This is a genomic window from Chryseobacterium sp. SIMBA_029, assembly GCF_046535275.1.
Taxonomy (GTDB): Bacteria; Bacteroidota; Bacteroidia; order Flavobacteriales; family Weeksellaceae; genus Chryseobacterium.
In genome coordinates this window covers 90,609-107,524 of the sequence record NZ_JAWRXA010000005.1, presented here as the reverse complement: position 1 = coordinate 107,524, position 16,916 = coordinate 90,609, and the positions used below count along the sequence as shown (strand labels likewise).

Below are 16,916 nucleotides of genomic sequence, written 5' to 3'. Positions count from 1 at the left end.
ATGTAGAAATACATGCAAGAGTTACTCTATACATTTTACATAATACATTTTACAACAAAATGAAGGATATCCGTACTTTATCATTAGACCAGCTTAAAGACTATTTTCTGACCCTGGGAGAAAAGCCGTTTCGTGCGAAACAGGTCTATGACTGGCTGTGGAGTAAAAATCTCCATTCGATTGAGGAAATGACGAATCTTTCAAAATCGCTTCGTGAAAGAATTTCCGAAGAATATACGATTAACCCTGTTTCTGTAGATCTGCTTCAGAGAAGTTCAGACGGAACGATCAAAAACGGAGTGAAGCTTCACGACGGACTGATGGTGGAATCTGTTCTTATTCCAACAGAAACAAGAACTACAGCCTGCGTTTCTTCACAGGTAGGATGTTCATTAAACTGCGAATTCTGCGCAACCGCACGACTGAAAAGAATGCGAAATCTTGAAGTTGCCGAAATCGTGGATCAGGTGGCGCTTATTGATAGCCAAAGTAAAATGTACTTTGAAAGACCCCTTTCCAATATCGTTTTTATGGGAATGGGAGAACCAATGATGAACTACAAAAATGTAGTGGAATCCATCAGGAAGATCACTCAGCCTGAAGGTCTGGGCATGTCACCCAGAAGAATTACCGTTTCTACATCCGGAATTCCGAAAATGATCAAAATGCTTGCAGACGACGATCTGCGGGTCAAATTAGCGTTGTCGCTGCACTCTGCCATAGAAGTAAAACGGAATGAGATCATGCCGTTTTCAGATAAATTTCCATTAACAGATATTATGGAAGCTCTTCAGTACTGGTACAAGAAAACCAATTCTGTAATTACTTTCGAATACTGTGTCTGGAAAGGCATTAATGACGGAGATGAAGATATTAAAGCACTTATCAGATATTGTAAGCAGGTTCCTTCCAAAGTGAATCTTATCCAATATAATCCGATTGGAGACGGAAAATATGACAAATGCAACAAACAGGCGGAGGAGAATTATGTTCGTCAGCTTGAAAATGCAGGAGTTACCGTGATGATCAGAAAAAGCCGTGGAGGAGATATCGATGCTGCGTGCGGACAGCTAGCCAACAAAACAGCCGATTAAAATTTCATTAAAAACAACAGGATATTTTCTTAAAGATTTCTTAAAGCCTTACCTTTACAAAAACTAATAAGTAATGATGGATTACTTTATGGGCGAGGACGGGTTAGAGAATGTCTATGCATGGTCAATTCCTCTTCATGCTACCGTTATTTTAGCTGAAATGATCTATAGCCACGTTTCAGAGGCTAAACTATACAATGGAAAAGATGTTGCCACCAGTATTTATCTTGCATTAATGAACTTTGGACTAGACCTGATCATGAAGGTCTTTGCCATGGGCGTTATGTTTTTCTTTTACAATCACCGCCTTTTTACCTGGGATTTTACAATAGCATACTGGCTGATCTGTTTTATCATTACAGACTTTGCTTATTACGTTCTTCATTATGTAGACCATCATTCACGGGCATTCTGGGCAGTGCATATTACCCATCACAATTCCGAATATTTCAACCTCACGACAGGCTTCAGAAGTCCGGTTTTACAGCCGCTATACCGGTATTTATATTTTTCTCCTTTGGCGTTTTTAGGATTCAATCCCTGGCATATTATGGTGGTATACGCCATTGGACAAGTGTATGGAACCTGGGTTCATACCCAAACAGTGAAAAGCATGGGGATTTTAGAATATATTTTAGTCACTCCTTCCCATCATAGAGTACATCACGCATGCAATATCAAATACCTCGACAGAAATATGGGAATGTGCCTGATTATCTGGGATAAAATGTTCGGAACTTTTGAAAAAGAAGATCCCAATGTTCCTATAAAATACGGAATATACCCAAAAATGCCTGATAACAGGCCAGACACAGTACTTCTATATGAATGGAGGAGGATTTGGAAAGATATGAAGCAGCCGGGCCTGAAATTTTCCGACAGGATCAATTATCTGTTCAATTCTCCAGGCTGGAGACATGATGGTACCGGGAAGACGGTAAGACAATACCAGCAAGAATATTTCGAAAAGAAAGCAAATATCCGAAAACGAGAAAAATCAGCTTAGCATTTTTAATGTTAAGTAGGTATTATAGAAAAGATAATGGTTTATGAGCAGGTGATCGTTACAAAAGTGCGAGACTATTAACCACTAATCTAGTGTTAATGATCTTTTCCGCCTTTACTATTTAAAAATAAAGCTTTATTTTTACCGTATGAAAAAATTATTTCTGGCGGTTGCCGTGATTCTTTCTCAAATTGCATTTTCTCAGCAGGCCGATTTTCTGAAAATAAAAAAATACAGGATTAATTATCTTAATGATAGAATGCATGAATCTTCCGGGCTTAATATCCTGAACGGAAATTTATACACCTTCAACGACAGTGGCAACGCTCCCGAGCTTTTTGAGATCAATAAAACCTCAGGAGAGATCATCAATGTGCTGAAAATAGAGGCACAGAATACAGACTGGGAAGCACTAACCAATGACGGAACTCATTTTTACATCGGGGATTTTGGAAATAATGACGGAAGCAGAAAACACCTGAAAATTTTTAAAGTTCCTGTTCAAAATAACGGTCCGGTTCAGACCCTGCCGTTTTATTATCCCGATCAGAATGATTTTAGTTCCAGATATTACCGTATTGATTTGGATGCGGAGGCAATGGTCTACACGAATAAAAAACTTCATATTTTCTCTAAAGAATGGGTGTCAAAAAAAGTAACCCATTATATCATAGACCCTGAAATTACTGAAAACCAGAAAGCGGAGAAGGTAGAATCCTATACAACCAATTATCTCGTTACAGACGCTGCCTATTTTGACGGTAAGCTGTATCTGGTGGGATATACCAAGAAAACAGAAGTATTTTTGGATGTCTTTAAAGAAACGGAACCAGGCATCTTTTTTAAAGAAAAACCTAAGCATTATTACCTGGGAACGGCTTTGGCTATTGGGCAAATTGAAGGAATTGCTGTAGATGAATCGGGAATCTATATTTCCGGGGAAAAATTCAAATCTCCGCTCGGAAGTGCAAAGCCCAGTCTGTATTTTATTCCAAAAGAAAGATTCAAAGATTGAAAAACCACCTAAAATTGCCCGAAAAAAATTATCTTTGTTAAATTAATTAACTATTTATCTATCATTTAGAATTTTGGCTAACATTGTAGAAGAAATCAAGCAACCGATCAATGAAGAAATGAAACTTTTCGAGCAGAAGTTTTATGAATCGATGCAGAGTAAAGTCGCTTTATTAGATAAAGTCACTCGTTTTATCGTTACTACGAAGGGAAAACAGATGCGTCCTATGTTTGTATTTCTTTGTGCAAAATTAATAGGTGACGTGAACGAAAAAACCTACCGCGGAGCATCAATGATCGAATTGATCCACACCGCGACGCTGGTTCATGATGATGTGGTGGATGAAAGTTTTAAAAGACGTAATTTTTTCTCTATTAACGCGTTATGGAAGAATAAAATTGCAGTATTGGTGGGAGATTACTTATTATCAAAATCAGTACTTCTTTCTACTGATCATAAAGATTACGACCTTCTTGGCGTGATTTCAAGAACCATCCGTGAAATGTCTGAAGGCGAGCTTCTTCAATTGGAAAAAGCCAGAAAACTGGACATTACAGAAGATGTGTATTATGAAATTATCCGCCAGAAAACAGCAACTTTAATTGCTGCGTGCTGTGAAATCGGAGTATTGTCTAACAATGCGGATGAAGTATTAGCCAAAAAGATGCAGGATTTCGGAACCTACACCGGAATGGCTTTTCAGATCAAAGACGACCTTTTCGATTACTTAAGTTCCAATGTGATTGGTAAACCGGTTGGAATTGATATTAAAGAACAGAAAATGACACTGCCTTTAATCCATACGTTAAAGATAGCCAGTGAAGCCGACAGAAAATATTACCTTACTACCATAAAACGTTATAACAACGACCAGAAAAGAGTGAAAGAACTCATTACTTTCGTGAAAGATTCCGGCGGTCTGGAATATGCTATCGGCGTAATGAAAGATTTTCAACAGAAAGCAAAAAATATCCTCAACGAATTTCCTGATTCTGAACCAAAAAAATCGTTACATAGTATGCTGGATTATGTAATTGAGAGAAAATTTTAAACTAAAATAATTTCAGCGTTACAATAATAACGGCTAAAACTATACAAAATAAGGCGGTTAAAAATAAATAATCCGCAATAGTCTCAAATTTATTTTCCTGCTTTTCATTAGAGGTTCTTATCGCTAAAAATGAGAAAAAACAGCTGCACGCAAAAAAGATACATGCAATAGCGGCAAATTCGTCCAGATAGGTAGCCTGGCTCATTTTACTGATCTTTAAAGAAGTTATGATCAACAGCGAAAACCCCAATAGGTTGCTGGAAGCGTTTAAGATATGAGGTGATTTCTTATCCATAACATATATTTTTACCAAAGTAAAACACAATTTTTCTTATTATCAAATTTTTAAAAAAGATTATTAAAAATTAAAATTAATTTAAAAATTGTATATTAGCAAAATACTTGAAGAATAAAAAAACTTTTACATTTGGCTATGCAGACAACCTATATTGAAACACAGCAGATTTCCTTTCAAGATTTTAAAAATCAAATACTTGAAGACTATAAGTTAGGGAGAATTTCTCGTGAAATGTCTTATTTAGGAAGAAGAGAAGTACTTACAGGAAAAGCTAAATTCGGAATTTTCGGGGATGGAAAAGAGCTTCCACAGCTTGCTATGGCGAAAGTGTTCAGAAATGGAGACTTCCGTTCAGGATACTACAGAGATCAGACGTTTTCATTAGCAATCAACGCCTTAACGGTTGAAAGTTTCTTCGCTCAGCTATATGCTGATACCAGCGTAGAAAGAGAACCTGCATCAGCCGGAAGACAGATGAACGGGCACTTTGCAACAAGAAGTTTAAACGAAGACGGAAGTTGGAAAGATTTAACAGCACAGAAAAACATATCTTCTGATATTTCTCCAACAGCAGGGCAGATGCCAAGATTGCTGGGATTGGCTCAGGCTTCCAAAATATATAAATCAGTACAGTTTGAAGGATCTGAAAAATTTTCGAAAAACGGAAATGAAATCGCTTTCGGTACCATTGGAGATGCTTCTACTGCAGAAGGTCATTTCTGGGAAACCCTGAATGCAGCATGCGCGCTTCAGGTTCCTATGATTGTTTCTATTTGGGATGACGGGTACGGAATTTCGGTTCCTACTAAAAATCAGAGAGCAAAAGCTGACATTTCTGAAATGTTAAGCGGTTTCCAGAGAAAAGAAGGCGAAAACCAGGGATGTGAGATCATTCAGGTAAAAGCATGGGATTACCCGGCATTACTGGATGCATATGCCAAAGCTGAACATTTTGCAAGAACAGAAAGTGTTCCGGTAGTGGTTCACGTAATCGAAGTTACACAGCCTCAGGGACATTCTACTTCAGGATCTCATGAGAGATATAAAAATGAAGAGCGTCTTGCCTGGGAAACGGATTTTGATGGAATTGTGAAATTCAGAGAATGGATTTTAAACTATTCCATTGAAATTGAAGGAAAAGAAGAAATCATCGCAGCAACAGAAGAACTGGATGCTATTGATGAGGAAGCCAAAAAAATGGTAAAAGCCGGTCAGAAAAAGGCTTGGGAAAGTTACCAGAAAACCATTACAGATCTTATTCAGTCCGTATTACCTTTGGTGGAAAACCTTAAAGGACAGAACGCTGAAATCGAAAACTATATCGCTCATTTCAATAAATTAGTTTCCAAAGCTAAAAAAGATGCTTTCCATTTGGTAAGAAAAGCTTTACTGGCTACAAGAGGAACTAATTCTGCAGAAAGAAACCAATTGATGCAGAAATACAATGAGGTTTTCGAAATAGAAAAAGACAACTATTCTTCCCATTTATATTCTCAGTCTCAATGGAAAGCTGAAAATGTACAGGAGATCAAGCCTGTATATTCTGACAGCTCTGAAGACGTTGACGGAAGAGTCGTGGTAAGAAATAATTTTGATAAGATTTTTGAAAAATATCCTCAAACCTTAGTCTTTGGTGAAGATGCCGGAAATATCGGTGACGTCAACCAGGGATTGGAAGGAATGCAGGAAAAATACGGTGATATTCGTGTAGCAGATACCGGAATTCGGGAAGCTACGATCCTTGGACAGGGAATTGGTATGGCGATGAGAGGACTAAGACCTATCGCTGAAATCCAATATCTGGATTACATCCTTTACTGTTTACAGGGAATGAGCGATGATCTGGCAACCGTACAATACAGAACCAAAGGAGGCCAAAAAGCTCCGGTGATTATCAGAACAAGAGGACACAGATTAGAAGGAGTATGGCATTCAGGTTCTCCAATGGCGGGAATTCTGAACCTTTCAAAGGGAATTTTGGTATTGGTACCGAGAAACCTGACTAAAGCAGCCGGATTCTATAATACGATGTTGAAAAGTGATGATCCAGCCGTAATTGTTGAGTGTCTGAACGGATACAGATTAAAAGAAAAACAACCGGATAACTTAGGAGAATTTACAGTTCCTGTAGGAAAAATTGAAGTCACTAAAGAAGGGAAGGACGTAACACTGGTTACCTATGGCTCAACCTGGAGAATCGTAATGGAAGCAGCAGAAGAACTGGCGAAATTAGGAATCAATGCAGAAGTGATTGACGTTCAGTCTCTGATTCCTTTCGATTTATCTCATGAAATTGCGGAAAGCGTTAAGAAAACAAACCGTTTGGTAGTGATCGACGAAGACGTAGAAGGAGGTACTTCAGCATTTATCTTACAGCAGATCTTAGAAAAGCAGAAAGCATTCAGATACCTGGATTCAGATCCGTTAACGATTGCAGCTAACGATCACAGACCTGCCTATGCAAGTGATGGTGATTATTTCAGCAAGCCATCTTCTGATGATATGGTTGAAAGAATTTATGCACTATTTAATGAAACAAATCCTCAGAAATATCCTGCGATATTTTAATTGGGATTTTAGATAAAACTAAACCGCTTTCTTTAGGAAGCGGTTTTTTTCTATATTAGAAAACTGAAAATTATTTTATAGATAAAAATAAAACCTAACTATGAAAAAAATATACTTTTTAATCACAATTTGTATTTTACTTGCAAACTGCACGCAAAAAACAGAACAACCTTGTGATGATGCATTTATTCGTGGAAATAATTTTGTTTTGAATTCCGATTTTGAAAATGGAAAAAAAGAGTTTGAAAATTCCATACGATCTCACCCTGAAAATGCAAATGCATATTACGGACTTGCCTATACTTATTCTCTCGAGGGAAATACTACCGAATCAATAAAATACTATTCTAAAGCTATAGAATTGAATAAAAACTTTACATTGGCCTATTATGGAAGAGCAAATATTTTTTTCGTTAATGGAAATTTAAAAAGTGCCAAAGCTGATATAGAAAGAGTTATTGAATTGAATGATAAATTATCTTCTGCGTATCAATTATTAGCTAATATTGAAAGTCAAAATTCTAATTATAATGATGCTCTTAAAAATATTGATAAAGCAATCAACCTCGAACCTAAAAATTCTGTTTCATACTTTGTCAAAGGTGTGTTACAGGGAAATAATAAAGATATAGAAAATGCTGTTAAAAGCTTATCAAAATCCTTGAAATTAAATCCAAATAATGGAATGGCTTATGTTTATCGAGGTACATTTAAATTACAAATAAATGATAAACTAGGAGGGTGTGAAGATTTTCATAATGCAGAAAAGGTGGGTTTTAAAGCAAAGACTTACTTAGAAAATTACTGTAAATAGTTTCTTTAAGCAACTTAGTAAAATTCAAAATTGATTTTTTTAAATATTAAAAGATTGTCAAACGACAGCTTTTTTTGTATTCTTTTGTTCTAAAAGAGTTTTACAGTCTTTTTCTTTCTCAGGATCATAAACATGATATTTTGTTTCCCATTCTTCCAGTTGATACAAAATCGGCAACAGCGCCAATCCTTTTTCTGTCAATGAATATTCAACTCTTGGAGGAAGTTCTTTAAATTCTTCTCTGATGATTAGCCCGTCGGTTTGCATTTCTCTTAACTGGTCGGTCAGAACTTTTCTGGAAATCACATTAATGCGTACCGCAAGTTCTCCGAAACGAAGTTTACGGTCTTTGATAACCAATACAATAATAGGCTTCCATTTGCTTCCTAAGGCAGACATTGCTTTGCCTAAAGGACAGCTGTATTTCATCAATTCATTCTTTACCATATGCGTTACTTGTAAGTTACTAATGTAAGTTACTGCAAAGTTACCACTTTTTTTTCTTTAAGAGATACAAATGTGAACTATTATTAGTTACTTTGTGTAACAATTTAAATATGTTAAATAAAATAATTGCAAAAAATGAATACAGACGCATTATTTAGTCCATTTAGTTATAAAAATCTTCAACTTAAAAATAGAGTGGTAATGGCTCCGATGACAAGGGCTCAATCTGATAACGGAGTACCCACTCAGCAAATTACAGACTATTACGCAAGAAGAGCGGCTTCCGATGTAGGATTGATTCTTTCCGAAGGAACGGTGATCAACCGTCCAGGATCCAAAAACATGCAGAATATCCCTGATTTCTACGGTACAGAAGCATTACAGGGCTGGAAAAACGTGATTGATGCCGTTCATGCCAATGGCGGTAAAATGGGACCTCAGATCTGGCATGTAGGCGATACAAGATCATCAGCAGATTATCCGTTGGTGGATATGGAGAAAGCTTCAACGATGACATTGGAGGATATTCAGGATACTATTGCTCAGTTTGCAGCATCCGCAAAATCTGCTAAAGATTTAGGATTTGATGTGCTGGAAATCCATGGAGCGCATGGATATTTGATTGACCAGTTTTTCTGGGAAGTAACCAATACCAGAACCGATGAATACGGTGGTAAGACACTGAAAGAGAGAAGCAAATTTGCCGTTGATATTGTAAAAGCGATCAGAGCGGCAGTGGGTGAAGATTTCACGATTATCATCCGTCTTTCCCAATGGAAACAACAGGATTACAAATCCAGACTGGCATCCACACCTGCTGAAATGGAAGAATGGTTACTCCCTTTAAAAGAAGCAGGAGTAGATATTTTCCACTGTTCACAACGTCGTTTCTGGGAACCTGAATTTGAAGGTTCTGATCTGAATTTTGCAGGCTGGGCTAAAAAAATTACAGGACAACCGACTATAACCGTAGGATCTGTAGGTCTTGAAGGTGACTTTATGGGCGCATTTGCCGGTCAAGGAACTGAAAAAGCAGATTTATCAGAATTAATCAGAAGATTGGAAAGAGGTGATTTTGATTTAGTAGCTGTTGGAAGAGCACTTTTACAAGACCCTGAATGGGTGAAAAAAGTAAAAGAAGGAAATACCGAGGACCTTTTAAACTTTTCTGCGGAAAGTTTAGGCGTTCTTTACTAAAAAGCAAGCATGAGTTGTGAATGTACTTTGCTGATGATATCAGCGCGGTAAACCAATTGGCAATTCACTTATTTATATTAAATTTTCTACCTGTTTATCTTTTTAAACAAAACCGGTTTCAGAATTTCTGCAGCCGGTTTTTAGTTTTAATGGCTTAGAGTCTAAAAAAATAAAACCGCTCCCAAAAATGAGAACGGTTTATTAACAGATTTAAATATCTAAAATTGTCAGATGAATGACAATAGTGATGTCTTATAAACCAATATTTTGAGTTGGTTTTAATTGTTTTAAAATGTTTTTTGGAATGGCATTTTTATGAACAAGAATTGCCGTTGATTTATACTCAACATACGGTCTTGTTACATAAATATATCCTTCAAAATCATTGGTTACTCCCCAAGAATTTTTCACCATATAATATTCTTTTCCAGACTGATCTTTTGCCAATCCTACGATATGCATACCGTGATCATCTGTTGTAGAAAAGTTGTTAAGAGCTTTCTGACGCATATCCTCAGTGATCGTTTTGTCTTTTTTAGGCTCTGTAAACAGGTCTTTTTTATTATCAGCATTGATCTGGTCCAAATCTACATCCGGAACATAGGCAACCCCATTTTTATAAGAGAAATAAGGCTCAGATACATCCGTTGCCCAACCTACAGAATATCCTTTGGTTACTGCATTATCAATAATAGCAGTAAGATCTTTCATAGGAACATTCCAGTCAGAATCATGGCTCCAGTTATCAGGAATCGGAACTACAAATTTTTGATAATATGCATAATCTTTATAAGAAGACAATTCTACATAATCTTCAGGATTAATACCTACCACTTCCTTAGCGAAAGTTATAGGAGTATAAGATTTTCCTCCGTACGTAAAGTTAGCAGGAACTTTTCCTAAATATTCATCTAAAATAGCATCTACAGAAGACATCCAGTCGTCAGAAAGTTTTCCTTTTGAAGAAGCAGCCACCAAACTGTCAAGAACAGGTTTTATTTTACCCTGCATTTCTTTAAAGTTATTCGTAGTCTGTCCGTGTGTTAATCCTGTATATGCCTCCTGAGGCACAGCACCATACTTCTTGTACATATTAATTACATCATGTAATTCTCCTCCATCACCCCAGCTGATTGCTCCGCCGTTAAGAACATATAATTTTGCTTTATCGTGATAAGAATTCCTTGCCGTAAAGATTTCAGCCAAATCTACAGGCTTTTTGCCCATACGCTGCATTTCAGATTCAAGGAATGAATTTCCAGAATAGCTCCAGCAAGTTCCTGATGAACCTTGGTTTTTTACTGAAGTGGCGCCAACATCTTTTAAGGTTTCAAACTTAAAATTGGCATTTTGTGATTGATTGTTTTTTAACTTATTGATTAAGTCATCCTGTGCAAACATCATACTTCCTGCAGACAAAACAAAAAGTAATGATGCAAATTTGTTATTTTTCATTACTATAAAAAGATTATTATATGAATAGTCGGTACTATTAAAGATAAGTTACAAAGGTAAAAGTTAAATTTGAATTAAAAAAAGATAAGAAGCTTCTTCGTCTAATTGTTTATCTAATTTCTTTTTATTGAAAAAACAGACCATGTTTCCAACCCAACCGAAAGTTTATGCATCTATACAGATATAAAGCCTGACTATGGAAAGAGAATTATTATTAGAATGCCAGCGCAACAACAGGAATGCGCAACGGAAAATCTATGAGAAGATGGCCGGCAGGTTGTATTCGGTATGCAGACGCTACTTAAAAAATGATGAAGATATTGAAGAAGTATTAGCCGATACCTTCTACAAAATCTTCACAAAGATCAGCCAACTGCAGAATCCTGATATTTTTGAGGCTTGGGCCAGAAAAATTGCGGTGAATGAATGCCTGCAGAAATTAAGAAGCAGTAAAGCATTGCATATTTCTTTAGATGAAGACTTTTCGGGATCTTCAGATGCTTCTGCGGAGAATATCTCTTTCGAAAAAGATATGCTGAGCCTGCTGAATTTCCTTCCTGAAGGCTGCAGAGCGATTTTTAATCTTTTTGCCATTGAGGGATATCCTCATAAAGAAATAGCTTCAATGCTTTCCATCAGTGAAGGAACTTCAAAATCCCAGCTCAATTTTGCAAGGAAAAAATTACAGGAACTCTTGGGTAATCAAAACATTTAAACTTTTAAGACAATGGAAAATAATCACGACATCGATAAAAAATTCAATGAAGCTTCTAAAATGTTAGAAGAGCCAGAGACTTTTCCTGCTTTTGAAAAAGTTTGGAGAAACGTTGAAGAAAGACTGGATAAAAAAGAAGATAAAAAACGAATCATCCCGGCCTGGATCCCGTACGGAATTGCAGCCAGTTTGATCATTGGGTTGGGAGCTTTTTACTTTTTAGATAAAAAAGAAAATACAGCACCGGAAAAACCTCTTATTGTAAACAACAGAGAAGGAAATCAGTCTAAGAATACTATTCAGAAAATTGACAGCACTATCGCTTCCGAAATCACAAAAGAAACTGGTGCTCAAAAGAAACCCAACCAATCGATTATAGCCTATAATATACCGCCGGTAGAAATGATGCAGCCACCTAGTGTTGCCCCGCTTTACAATGAAATACCCTATCTGGCTTCTAATTATCCGGAAGTTGTCAATGAGCCTACAACGAATATTGAAGAAGTAGTCATGACTGGATACGGACTGAAAAAAAGTGTGCAAAAGGTTACAGGAAGTGTTACTACAGTTCGGTCTGAGAGTATTATGCAGCAAAACTCAGTTTCTAATGCACTTCAGGGTAGAGTTGCAGGGGTGCAGATTGCTCAGGAGGGAAGCAGAAGACAAAAATCTGACCAGATTGTAACCACTTTTGATAATATTAATCGTGGATATCTGAGTGATGATAAGATTGTGGTGAGAGGAATGAGTACATTAAACACTACTAATAATCCATTATTTATTGTGAATGGTGAAGTGGTTGACCGCACTTATTTCAGCAGCCTGAATCCAAAAAAAATAAAAAATGTACAAATATTAAAAGGCGCTGATGCCACCTCATTATTTGGTAGCCAGGGAGCTAATGGAGTAGTAGTCGTAAAGACAAAAAGACTTTCAAAAAAAGAAAAAATGAGGATGAAGGAACTCCAGGAAGAAAATAAACAAGTACAGCAAGACGTTCCTGTAATCACTGATGAAAGTTACGATGTCTTTGTGGAAAATCCTTTTGAACTGACGAAAAATCACCCCTTGTCTACTTTTTCGATTGATGTAGATAACGCTTCTTATTCCAATGTCAGAAGAATGATCAATAACGGACAGGCGGTGGATAAAAATGCAGTACGAATTGAAGAAATGGTCAATTACTTTACCTATGACTATCCGCAGCCTAAAAATGATCAGCCGTTTTCGATCAATACAGAATACAATGAAGCCCCGTGGAATCCGGATCATAAGTTGCTGAAAATAGGATTGCAAGGGAAAAATGTTCCAACGAATCAACTTCCGGCTTCGAATCTTATATTCCTTATCGATGTATCAGGCTCTATGGATGAGCAGAATAAACTTCCACTGCTGAAATCTTCTTTTAAAGTATTGCTGGATCAGCTGAGACCTCAGGACAAAGTAGGTATTGTAGTCTATGCCGGAAGTGCAGGAATGGTGCTGACTCCGACTTCTGCTAAAGAAAAAGAGAAAATAATTCAGGCATTGGATCATTTACAGGCCGGAGGAAGTACAGCCGGAGGTGAGGGAATTGAGCTGGCTTATAAACTCGCACAAGAGAATTTCGTGAAAAACGGAAATAACCGTGTCATTATCGCTACAGATGGAGATTTTAATGTCGGGGCATCTTCTACTTCCGATATGGAAACCTTGATTGAAGAAAAAAGAAAATCCGGTGTTTTTCTAACCTGTCTGGGATTTGGAATGGGAAATTATAAAGATAATATGCTGGAAACCCTGGCAGATAAAGGAAACGGAAATTATGCATACATTGATAACCTGCAGGAAGCCAATAAATTTTTAGGGAAAGAATTTGCAGGAAGCATGTACGCGATTGCAAAAGATGTTAAGATCCAGATTGAATTCAATCCCAACTATGTACAGTCTTACCGCCTGATCGGTTACGAAAACAGAAGGCTGAAAAATGAAGATTTCACGAACGATACCATCGATGCCGGAGAATTGGGAAGCGGACATACTGTTACCGCTTTATACGAAGTGATTCCTGTACAGGTAAAGTCAGAGTTTCTGCCTAAAGAAAATGATCTGAAGTATAGCCGTTCCGAAAGCTCTGAAAATTTTGCAGATGAACTGGCAACGATAAAATTCCGATATAAAAAACCGGACGGAGACAGAAGCAGGGAAATTACCCAAACGGTCACCAATTCGAATGCGAAGATCTACGGCGCCAGTCCTGATTTTAAATTTGCTTCTTCTGTAGCCTGGTTCGGTCTGGTGGCAAGAGATTCTCATCTGATTAAGAAAAAAGATCTTTCAGAAATTGAAAACCTTGCCAAACAAGGGAAAAGTAAAGATGAAGAAGGCTACCGTTCAGAATTTATCCGATTGGTAGAGAGCTACAAAACGATTCAAAAATAATCCAACAAAAAAGAAATTTCTCCGGAGATTTCTTTTTTTTCTTTATTTTTAAAGATATTATCATAGATGAAAAAAATTTATTTGCTGGTACTGCCTTTTACGATGACATGGTTGTCGGCTCAGGATTCACAAAAGTACTATTCGGGAATTTTTTTTAATCATAAGAATAAAGCGCAGAACTTTCTGAAAGTATACAATAAAAACAGTGGTGTCTATGAGCTTACGGATGAAAAAGGGTTTGCTCTCATTGCGGCCAAACCTTATGACACACTGGTTTGGAATAATGGTAAAAGTATTCAGGTGATTTCATCGTATAATCTGTATGAACTGAAATATATTCTGGAAAGACAAACAGAAAAAGAACAGGTAAAAAATAAGTACAGCAAATCCTATGATAGTCTTGTTGCTACAAAAAATAAAGATGCATTCAGCATAGAAAATGCCCCTGCATTTTTAAATAAAAATTCAGATCACTATTTTTCAAAAGTAAAAAAGATAAAACAGAAGAATGACAGTCTTTATCAGCTTAAAAAATTATCCCCAAGACATTTGGTATTTAACGGTAGTTTTTCAACTTCTTTTGATGTTATAAGCCGAAATGCTATTCCTGATACTCAAAAAAAATATGTACAGGGAAGATCAGAGAACGGTAAATTAACATGGAAAGGACCTGAAACCAATGAAATGTTCAGTTTTGGACCTGATATTTCAACATTAGGCTTCGACCACCAGCCTTACGACTATGACCATAACGGAAGGCTTGTTGGACTCTCCAATGCAGCGTCTCTGGCAAATGTATACGATAATGATCTTTTTAAAACGACATTCAGTTATAGCAATCAACTGAAAATAAATGCTTTTATCCGGGAGGAGGATGTGGAGAGATGGAGACTTTCATTAGAACTTGGCCAGCAGAAAAGGCAAACGTATTTTATGGATCAGTTCAATGATTTTAATTTCTTTAAAGCTAAATTAAAAAGAAATATTCAAGGTTATTTTTTTAATGTGGGCTTTACTTATGAAGATAATAAAGCAACCAATACGAATAGGGCAGGGCTTTTTAACAGAGCATATCAGAATGCATTATTGACACCGGTTTCTTTTTCCAATTCCCAGCAAATTATGCTGGCCAATGGTGTACAGAGAAGCTACAGTCAAAATGCAGACAATCCGGATTTCCTTTTCAGCCAGCCTAATACATATAATTACCGTAACAGCAGCCGCCAATTTAGTTTTGACGTGACTAAAAACTGGAGGGATTTTACATTTACGGTGAGCCAGTCTTATGAAGATAATAAAGCCTGGAACCTGGATCAATATAAACCGTCGTCTTATGGCTTTTTTAATGGGATATCCAATGAAAGAGCACAGAATAATCATATTTATTATTCAAATATTTCAGGAAGTTATAGGGTAAATGGAGACTATCTGGAAAACGTTTTCAGTGCTAATTTTATCGTCAATAATAAAGAATCAGAGATTTCGAGCAGTTTGACAGGCAGAAAATATCTTTATCAGCGGACCTCACAGGATTATATTTTTAATTATAAACTGGGGTGGACTGGTGATGATTTTGAAACGGGAGTTAATCTAGGGAACTCATTTTACATTTCAAATACTTCACAAACAAACAACTATTGGATTCCAAAAATAAATGGCTATGTAAAGTTTGATGATATTTTCAATTGGAGAAATATCAACTTAAAACTTATAGGAGCCTACACACAGCTAAGCTCGGAACCGGAAATAACGAAATCATATGCCTCATATGCTACGACTTTACTGAAAGCAGAAAATGCCTATCAGTATTTTCCGGTCAATGAAGTCGAAAGTTTTAAAGGACTGTCTAATATCAGGACCAAAGAGTGGAAAGCAGGAGCAGGATTTAGGTTAGGTTACAAGATAGATCTGGAAGGGGAATATTTTAACAGGAAATTAAAAGATGATGTTTTTCCGGTGTTTGAAAATAATAAGTTGATATTGAAAAACATGGCAGATCATACATACAGTGGTTATGATGTCAATTTTTCAATATCCTATATAAGAATTGCACAAGATGTTTTTAGCAGTCAGAGAGTTTCGTTTTTTAAGTATAAAGATATCGTTGACCGGACTCTTCCGGGGTATAATAATCTTGCCGTTTCAGGTTTCAGTGATATTTATAAAACTTTGACTGAAGGTCAGGTGCTGGGCTCAGTAATGGGAAGTTATTTTGAAAGAAATGAAAAAGGACAGCTGATTATTGATGAGTCCGGGTTTCCGAAAAAAGCAAATGGAATGAAAGTGATAGCAGATCCGACTCCGGATTTTGTCATGAAATTTAATCACAATTTCAGCTACAAAATGTTGTCATTAGACATTAATTGGGAATGGAAAAAGGGAGGACAGCTTTGGAATGGTACAAAAGCCGTACTTGATTATTATGGAAGATCACAACGTTCCGCGGATGAGAGGAATACTAAAAATTATGTATTTCAGGGGGTAAACTCCAATGGAAATGTCAATCAGATTCCTGTAGATTTTTATGACCCGAATCAGAATGTAAGCCAGAACAGATGGACCCGATATGGCTTTTTGGGAGTTGCAGAAGACTATGTGGAAAAAGCAGATTATGTAAGGATTAATAGTATTTCTCTTACGGCAAAACTCAATATCGGCAATTTCAAAAGAGCACTGGGAATTACTTTGTATGTGAATAATATTCTCCTTTGGCAGGCCAATAAAGGAGCAGATCCCAACCAGAATTTTTATGATATGGATAATGGCCGGGGACTGGATTTTTTTAATCTTCCCTCTTATAAAACTTTTGGCTGTATGGTTTCATTTCAATTTTAG

At 36.7% G+C, this 16,916-nt stretch carries 13 protein-coding genes; 10 read left to right on the top strand and 3 right to left on the bottom strand.

All coding sequences use genetic code 11. The annotated features are described in order from the left end of the window. Positions 1-59 precede the first annotated feature (59 nt). From rlmN to SB679_RS10425, 4 genes are all read left to right on the top strand, one after another. The gene (rlmN, locus tag SB679_RS10440) at positions 60-1,094 is read left to right on the top strand and encodes a 23S rRNA (adenine(2503)-C(2))-methyltransferase RlmN (protein ID WP_034713723.1); all 1,035 of its coding nucleotides are present in this window, start codon (positions 60-62) and stop codon (positions 1,092-1,094) included. A gap of 73 nt (positions 1,095-1,167) precedes the next feature. Beyond that, positions 1,168-2,100, top strand: a complete 933-nt coding sequence (locus SB679_RS10435; protein ID WP_410702193.1) for a sterol desaturase family protein — start codon at positions 1,168-1,170, stop codon at positions 2,098-2,100. A 148-nt stretch (positions 2,101-2,248) separates the two neighbouring features. Next, positions 2,249-3,115: a hypothetical protein gene (locus SB679_RS10430; RefSeq protein ID WP_410702192.1), complete on the top strand. Its 867-nt coding sequence runs from the start codon at positions 2,249-2,251 to the stop codon at positions 3,113-3,115. 73 nt (positions 3,116-3,188) lie between these two features. Further along, complete coding sequence (locus tag SB679_RS10425) at positions 3,189-4,166, top strand: polyprenyl synthetase family protein (protein WP_034713717.1); 978 nt, start codon at positions 3,189-3,191, stop codon at positions 4,164-4,166. 1 nt (position 4,167) lies between these two features. Here SB679_RS10425 and SB679_RS10420 read toward each other — a convergent pair whose 3' ends face one another. Further along, entirely contained in the window at positions 4,168-4,461 is a 294-nt protein-coding gene (locus SB679_RS10420; RefSeq protein WP_410702191.1) for a hypothetical protein, read from the bottom strand. A 138-nt stretch (positions 4,462-4,599) separates the two neighbouring features. Here SB679_RS10420 and SB679_RS10415 point away from each other — a divergent pair, with 138 nt between their 5' ends. Together SB679_RS10415 and SB679_RS10410 are read left to right on the top strand one after the other, a co-directional pair. Further along, positions 4,600-7,032: a thiamine pyrophosphate-dependent enzyme gene (locus SB679_RS10415; protein ID WP_410702190.1), complete on the top strand. Its 2,433-nt coding sequence runs from the start codon at positions 4,600-4,602 to the stop codon at positions 7,030-7,032. A 100-nt stretch (positions 7,033-7,132) separates the two neighbouring features. Then, positions 7,133-7,846, top strand: coding sequence for a tetratricopeptide repeat protein (locus SB679_RS10410; RefSeq protein WP_410702189.1), 714 nt, complete (start codon positions 7,133-7,135; stop codon positions 7,844-7,846). A gap of 57 nt (positions 7,847-7,903) precedes the next feature. On the opposite strand, the gene SB679_RS10405 is transcribed toward SB679_RS10410, so the two are convergent. Next, the gene (locus tag SB679_RS10405; RefSeq protein ID WP_410702188.1) at positions 7,904-8,293 is read right to left on the bottom strand and encodes a winged helix-turn-helix transcriptional regulator; all 390 of its coding nucleotides are present in this window, start codon (positions 8,291-8,293) and stop codon (positions 7,904-7,906) included. 135 nt (positions 8,294-8,428) lie between these two features. Here SB679_RS10405 and SB679_RS10400 point away from each other — a divergent pair, with 135 nt between their 5' ends. Then, positions 8,429-9,490, top strand: a complete 1,062-nt coding sequence (locus tag SB679_RS10400) for an NADH:flavin oxidoreductase (RefSeq protein ID WP_410702187.1) — start codon at positions 8,429-8,431, stop codon at positions 9,488-9,490. A gap of 252 nt (positions 9,491-9,742) precedes the next feature. On the opposite strand, the gene SB679_RS10395 is transcribed toward SB679_RS10400, so the two are convergent. Further along, positions 9,743-10,945, bottom strand: a complete 1,203-nt coding sequence (locus SB679_RS10395; RefSeq protein ID WP_410702186.1) for an aminopeptidase C — start codon at positions 10,943-10,945, stop codon at positions 9,743-9,745. Positions 10,946-11,141: 196 nt separating this feature from the next. Here SB679_RS10395 and SB679_RS10390 point away from each other — a divergent pair, with 196 nt between their 5' ends. The 3 genes from SB679_RS10390 to SB679_RS10380 all read left to right on the top strand — a co-directional run bounded on the left by SB679_RS10390 (position 11,142) and on the right by SB679_RS10380 (position 16,916). Continuing rightward, the gene (locus SB679_RS10390; RefSeq protein ID WP_410702185.1) at positions 11,142-11,660 is read left to right on the top strand and encodes an RNA polymerase sigma factor; all 519 of its coding nucleotides are present in this window, start codon (positions 11,142-11,144) and stop codon (positions 11,658-11,660) included. 12 nt (positions 11,661-11,672) lie between these two features. Then, on the top strand, positions 11,673-14,081 hold the full coding sequence (locus SB679_RS10385) for a YfbK domain-containing protein (RefSeq protein ID WP_410702184.1): 2,409 nt from the start codon (positions 11,673-11,675) through the stop codon (positions 14,079-14,081). A 66-nt stretch (positions 14,082-14,147) separates the two neighbouring features. Continuing rightward, complete coding sequence (locus SB679_RS10380; protein ID WP_410702183.1) at positions 14,148-16,916, top strand: hypothetical protein; 2,769 nt, start codon at positions 14,148-14,150, stop codon at positions 16,914-16,916.

What these genes read in the sequence shown, in the direction of transcription:
- rlmN (WP_034713723.1), top strand. Translation starts at nt 60, where the DNA reads ATGAAGGATATCCGTACTTTATCATTAGACCAGCTTAAAGACTATTTT.
- SB679_RS10390 (WP_410702185.1), top strand. Translation starts at nt 11,142, where the DNA reads ATGGAAAGAGAATTATTATTAGAATGCCAGCGCAACAACAGGAATGCG.
- SB679_RS10415 (WP_410702190.1), top strand. Translation starts at nt 4,600, where the DNA reads ATGCAGACAACCTATATTGAAACACAGCAGATTTCCTTTCAAGATTTT.
- SB679_RS10410 (WP_410702189.1), top strand. Translation starts at nt 7,133, where the DNA reads ATGAAAAAAATATACTTTTTAATCACAATTTGTATTTTACTTGCAAAC.
- SB679_RS10385 (WP_410702184.1), top strand. Translation starts at nt 11,673, where the DNA reads ATGGAAAATAATCACGACATCGATAAAAAATTCAATGAAGCTTCTAAA.
- SB679_RS10395 (WP_410702186.1), bottom strand. Translation starts at nt 10,945, where the DNA reads ATGAAAAATAACAAATTTGCATCATTACTTTTTGTTTTGTCTGCAGGA.
- SB679_RS10435 (WP_410702193.1), top strand. Translation starts at nt 1,168, where the DNA reads ATGATGGATTACTTTATGGGCGAGGACGGGTTAGAGAATGTCTATGCA.
- SB679_RS10430 (WP_410702192.1), top strand. Translation starts at nt 2,249, where the DNA reads ATGAAAAAATTATTTCTGGCGGTTGCCGTGATTCTTTCTCAAATTGCA.
- SB679_RS10380 (WP_410702183.1), top strand. Translation starts at nt 14,148, where the DNA reads ATGAAAAAAATTTATTTGCTGGTACTGCCTTTTACGATGACATGGTTG.
- SB679_RS10420 (WP_410702191.1), bottom strand. Translation starts at nt 4,461, where the DNA reads ATGGATAAGAAATCACCTCATATCTTAAACGCTTCCAGCAACCTATTG.
- SB679_RS10405 (WP_410702188.1), bottom strand. Translation starts at nt 8,293, where the DNA reads ATGGTAAAGAATGAATTGATGAAATACAGCTGTCCTTTAGGCAAAGCA.
- SB679_RS10400 (WP_410702187.1), top strand. Translation starts at nt 8,429, where the DNA reads ATGAATACAGACGCATTATTTAGTCCATTTAGTTATAAAAATCTTCAA.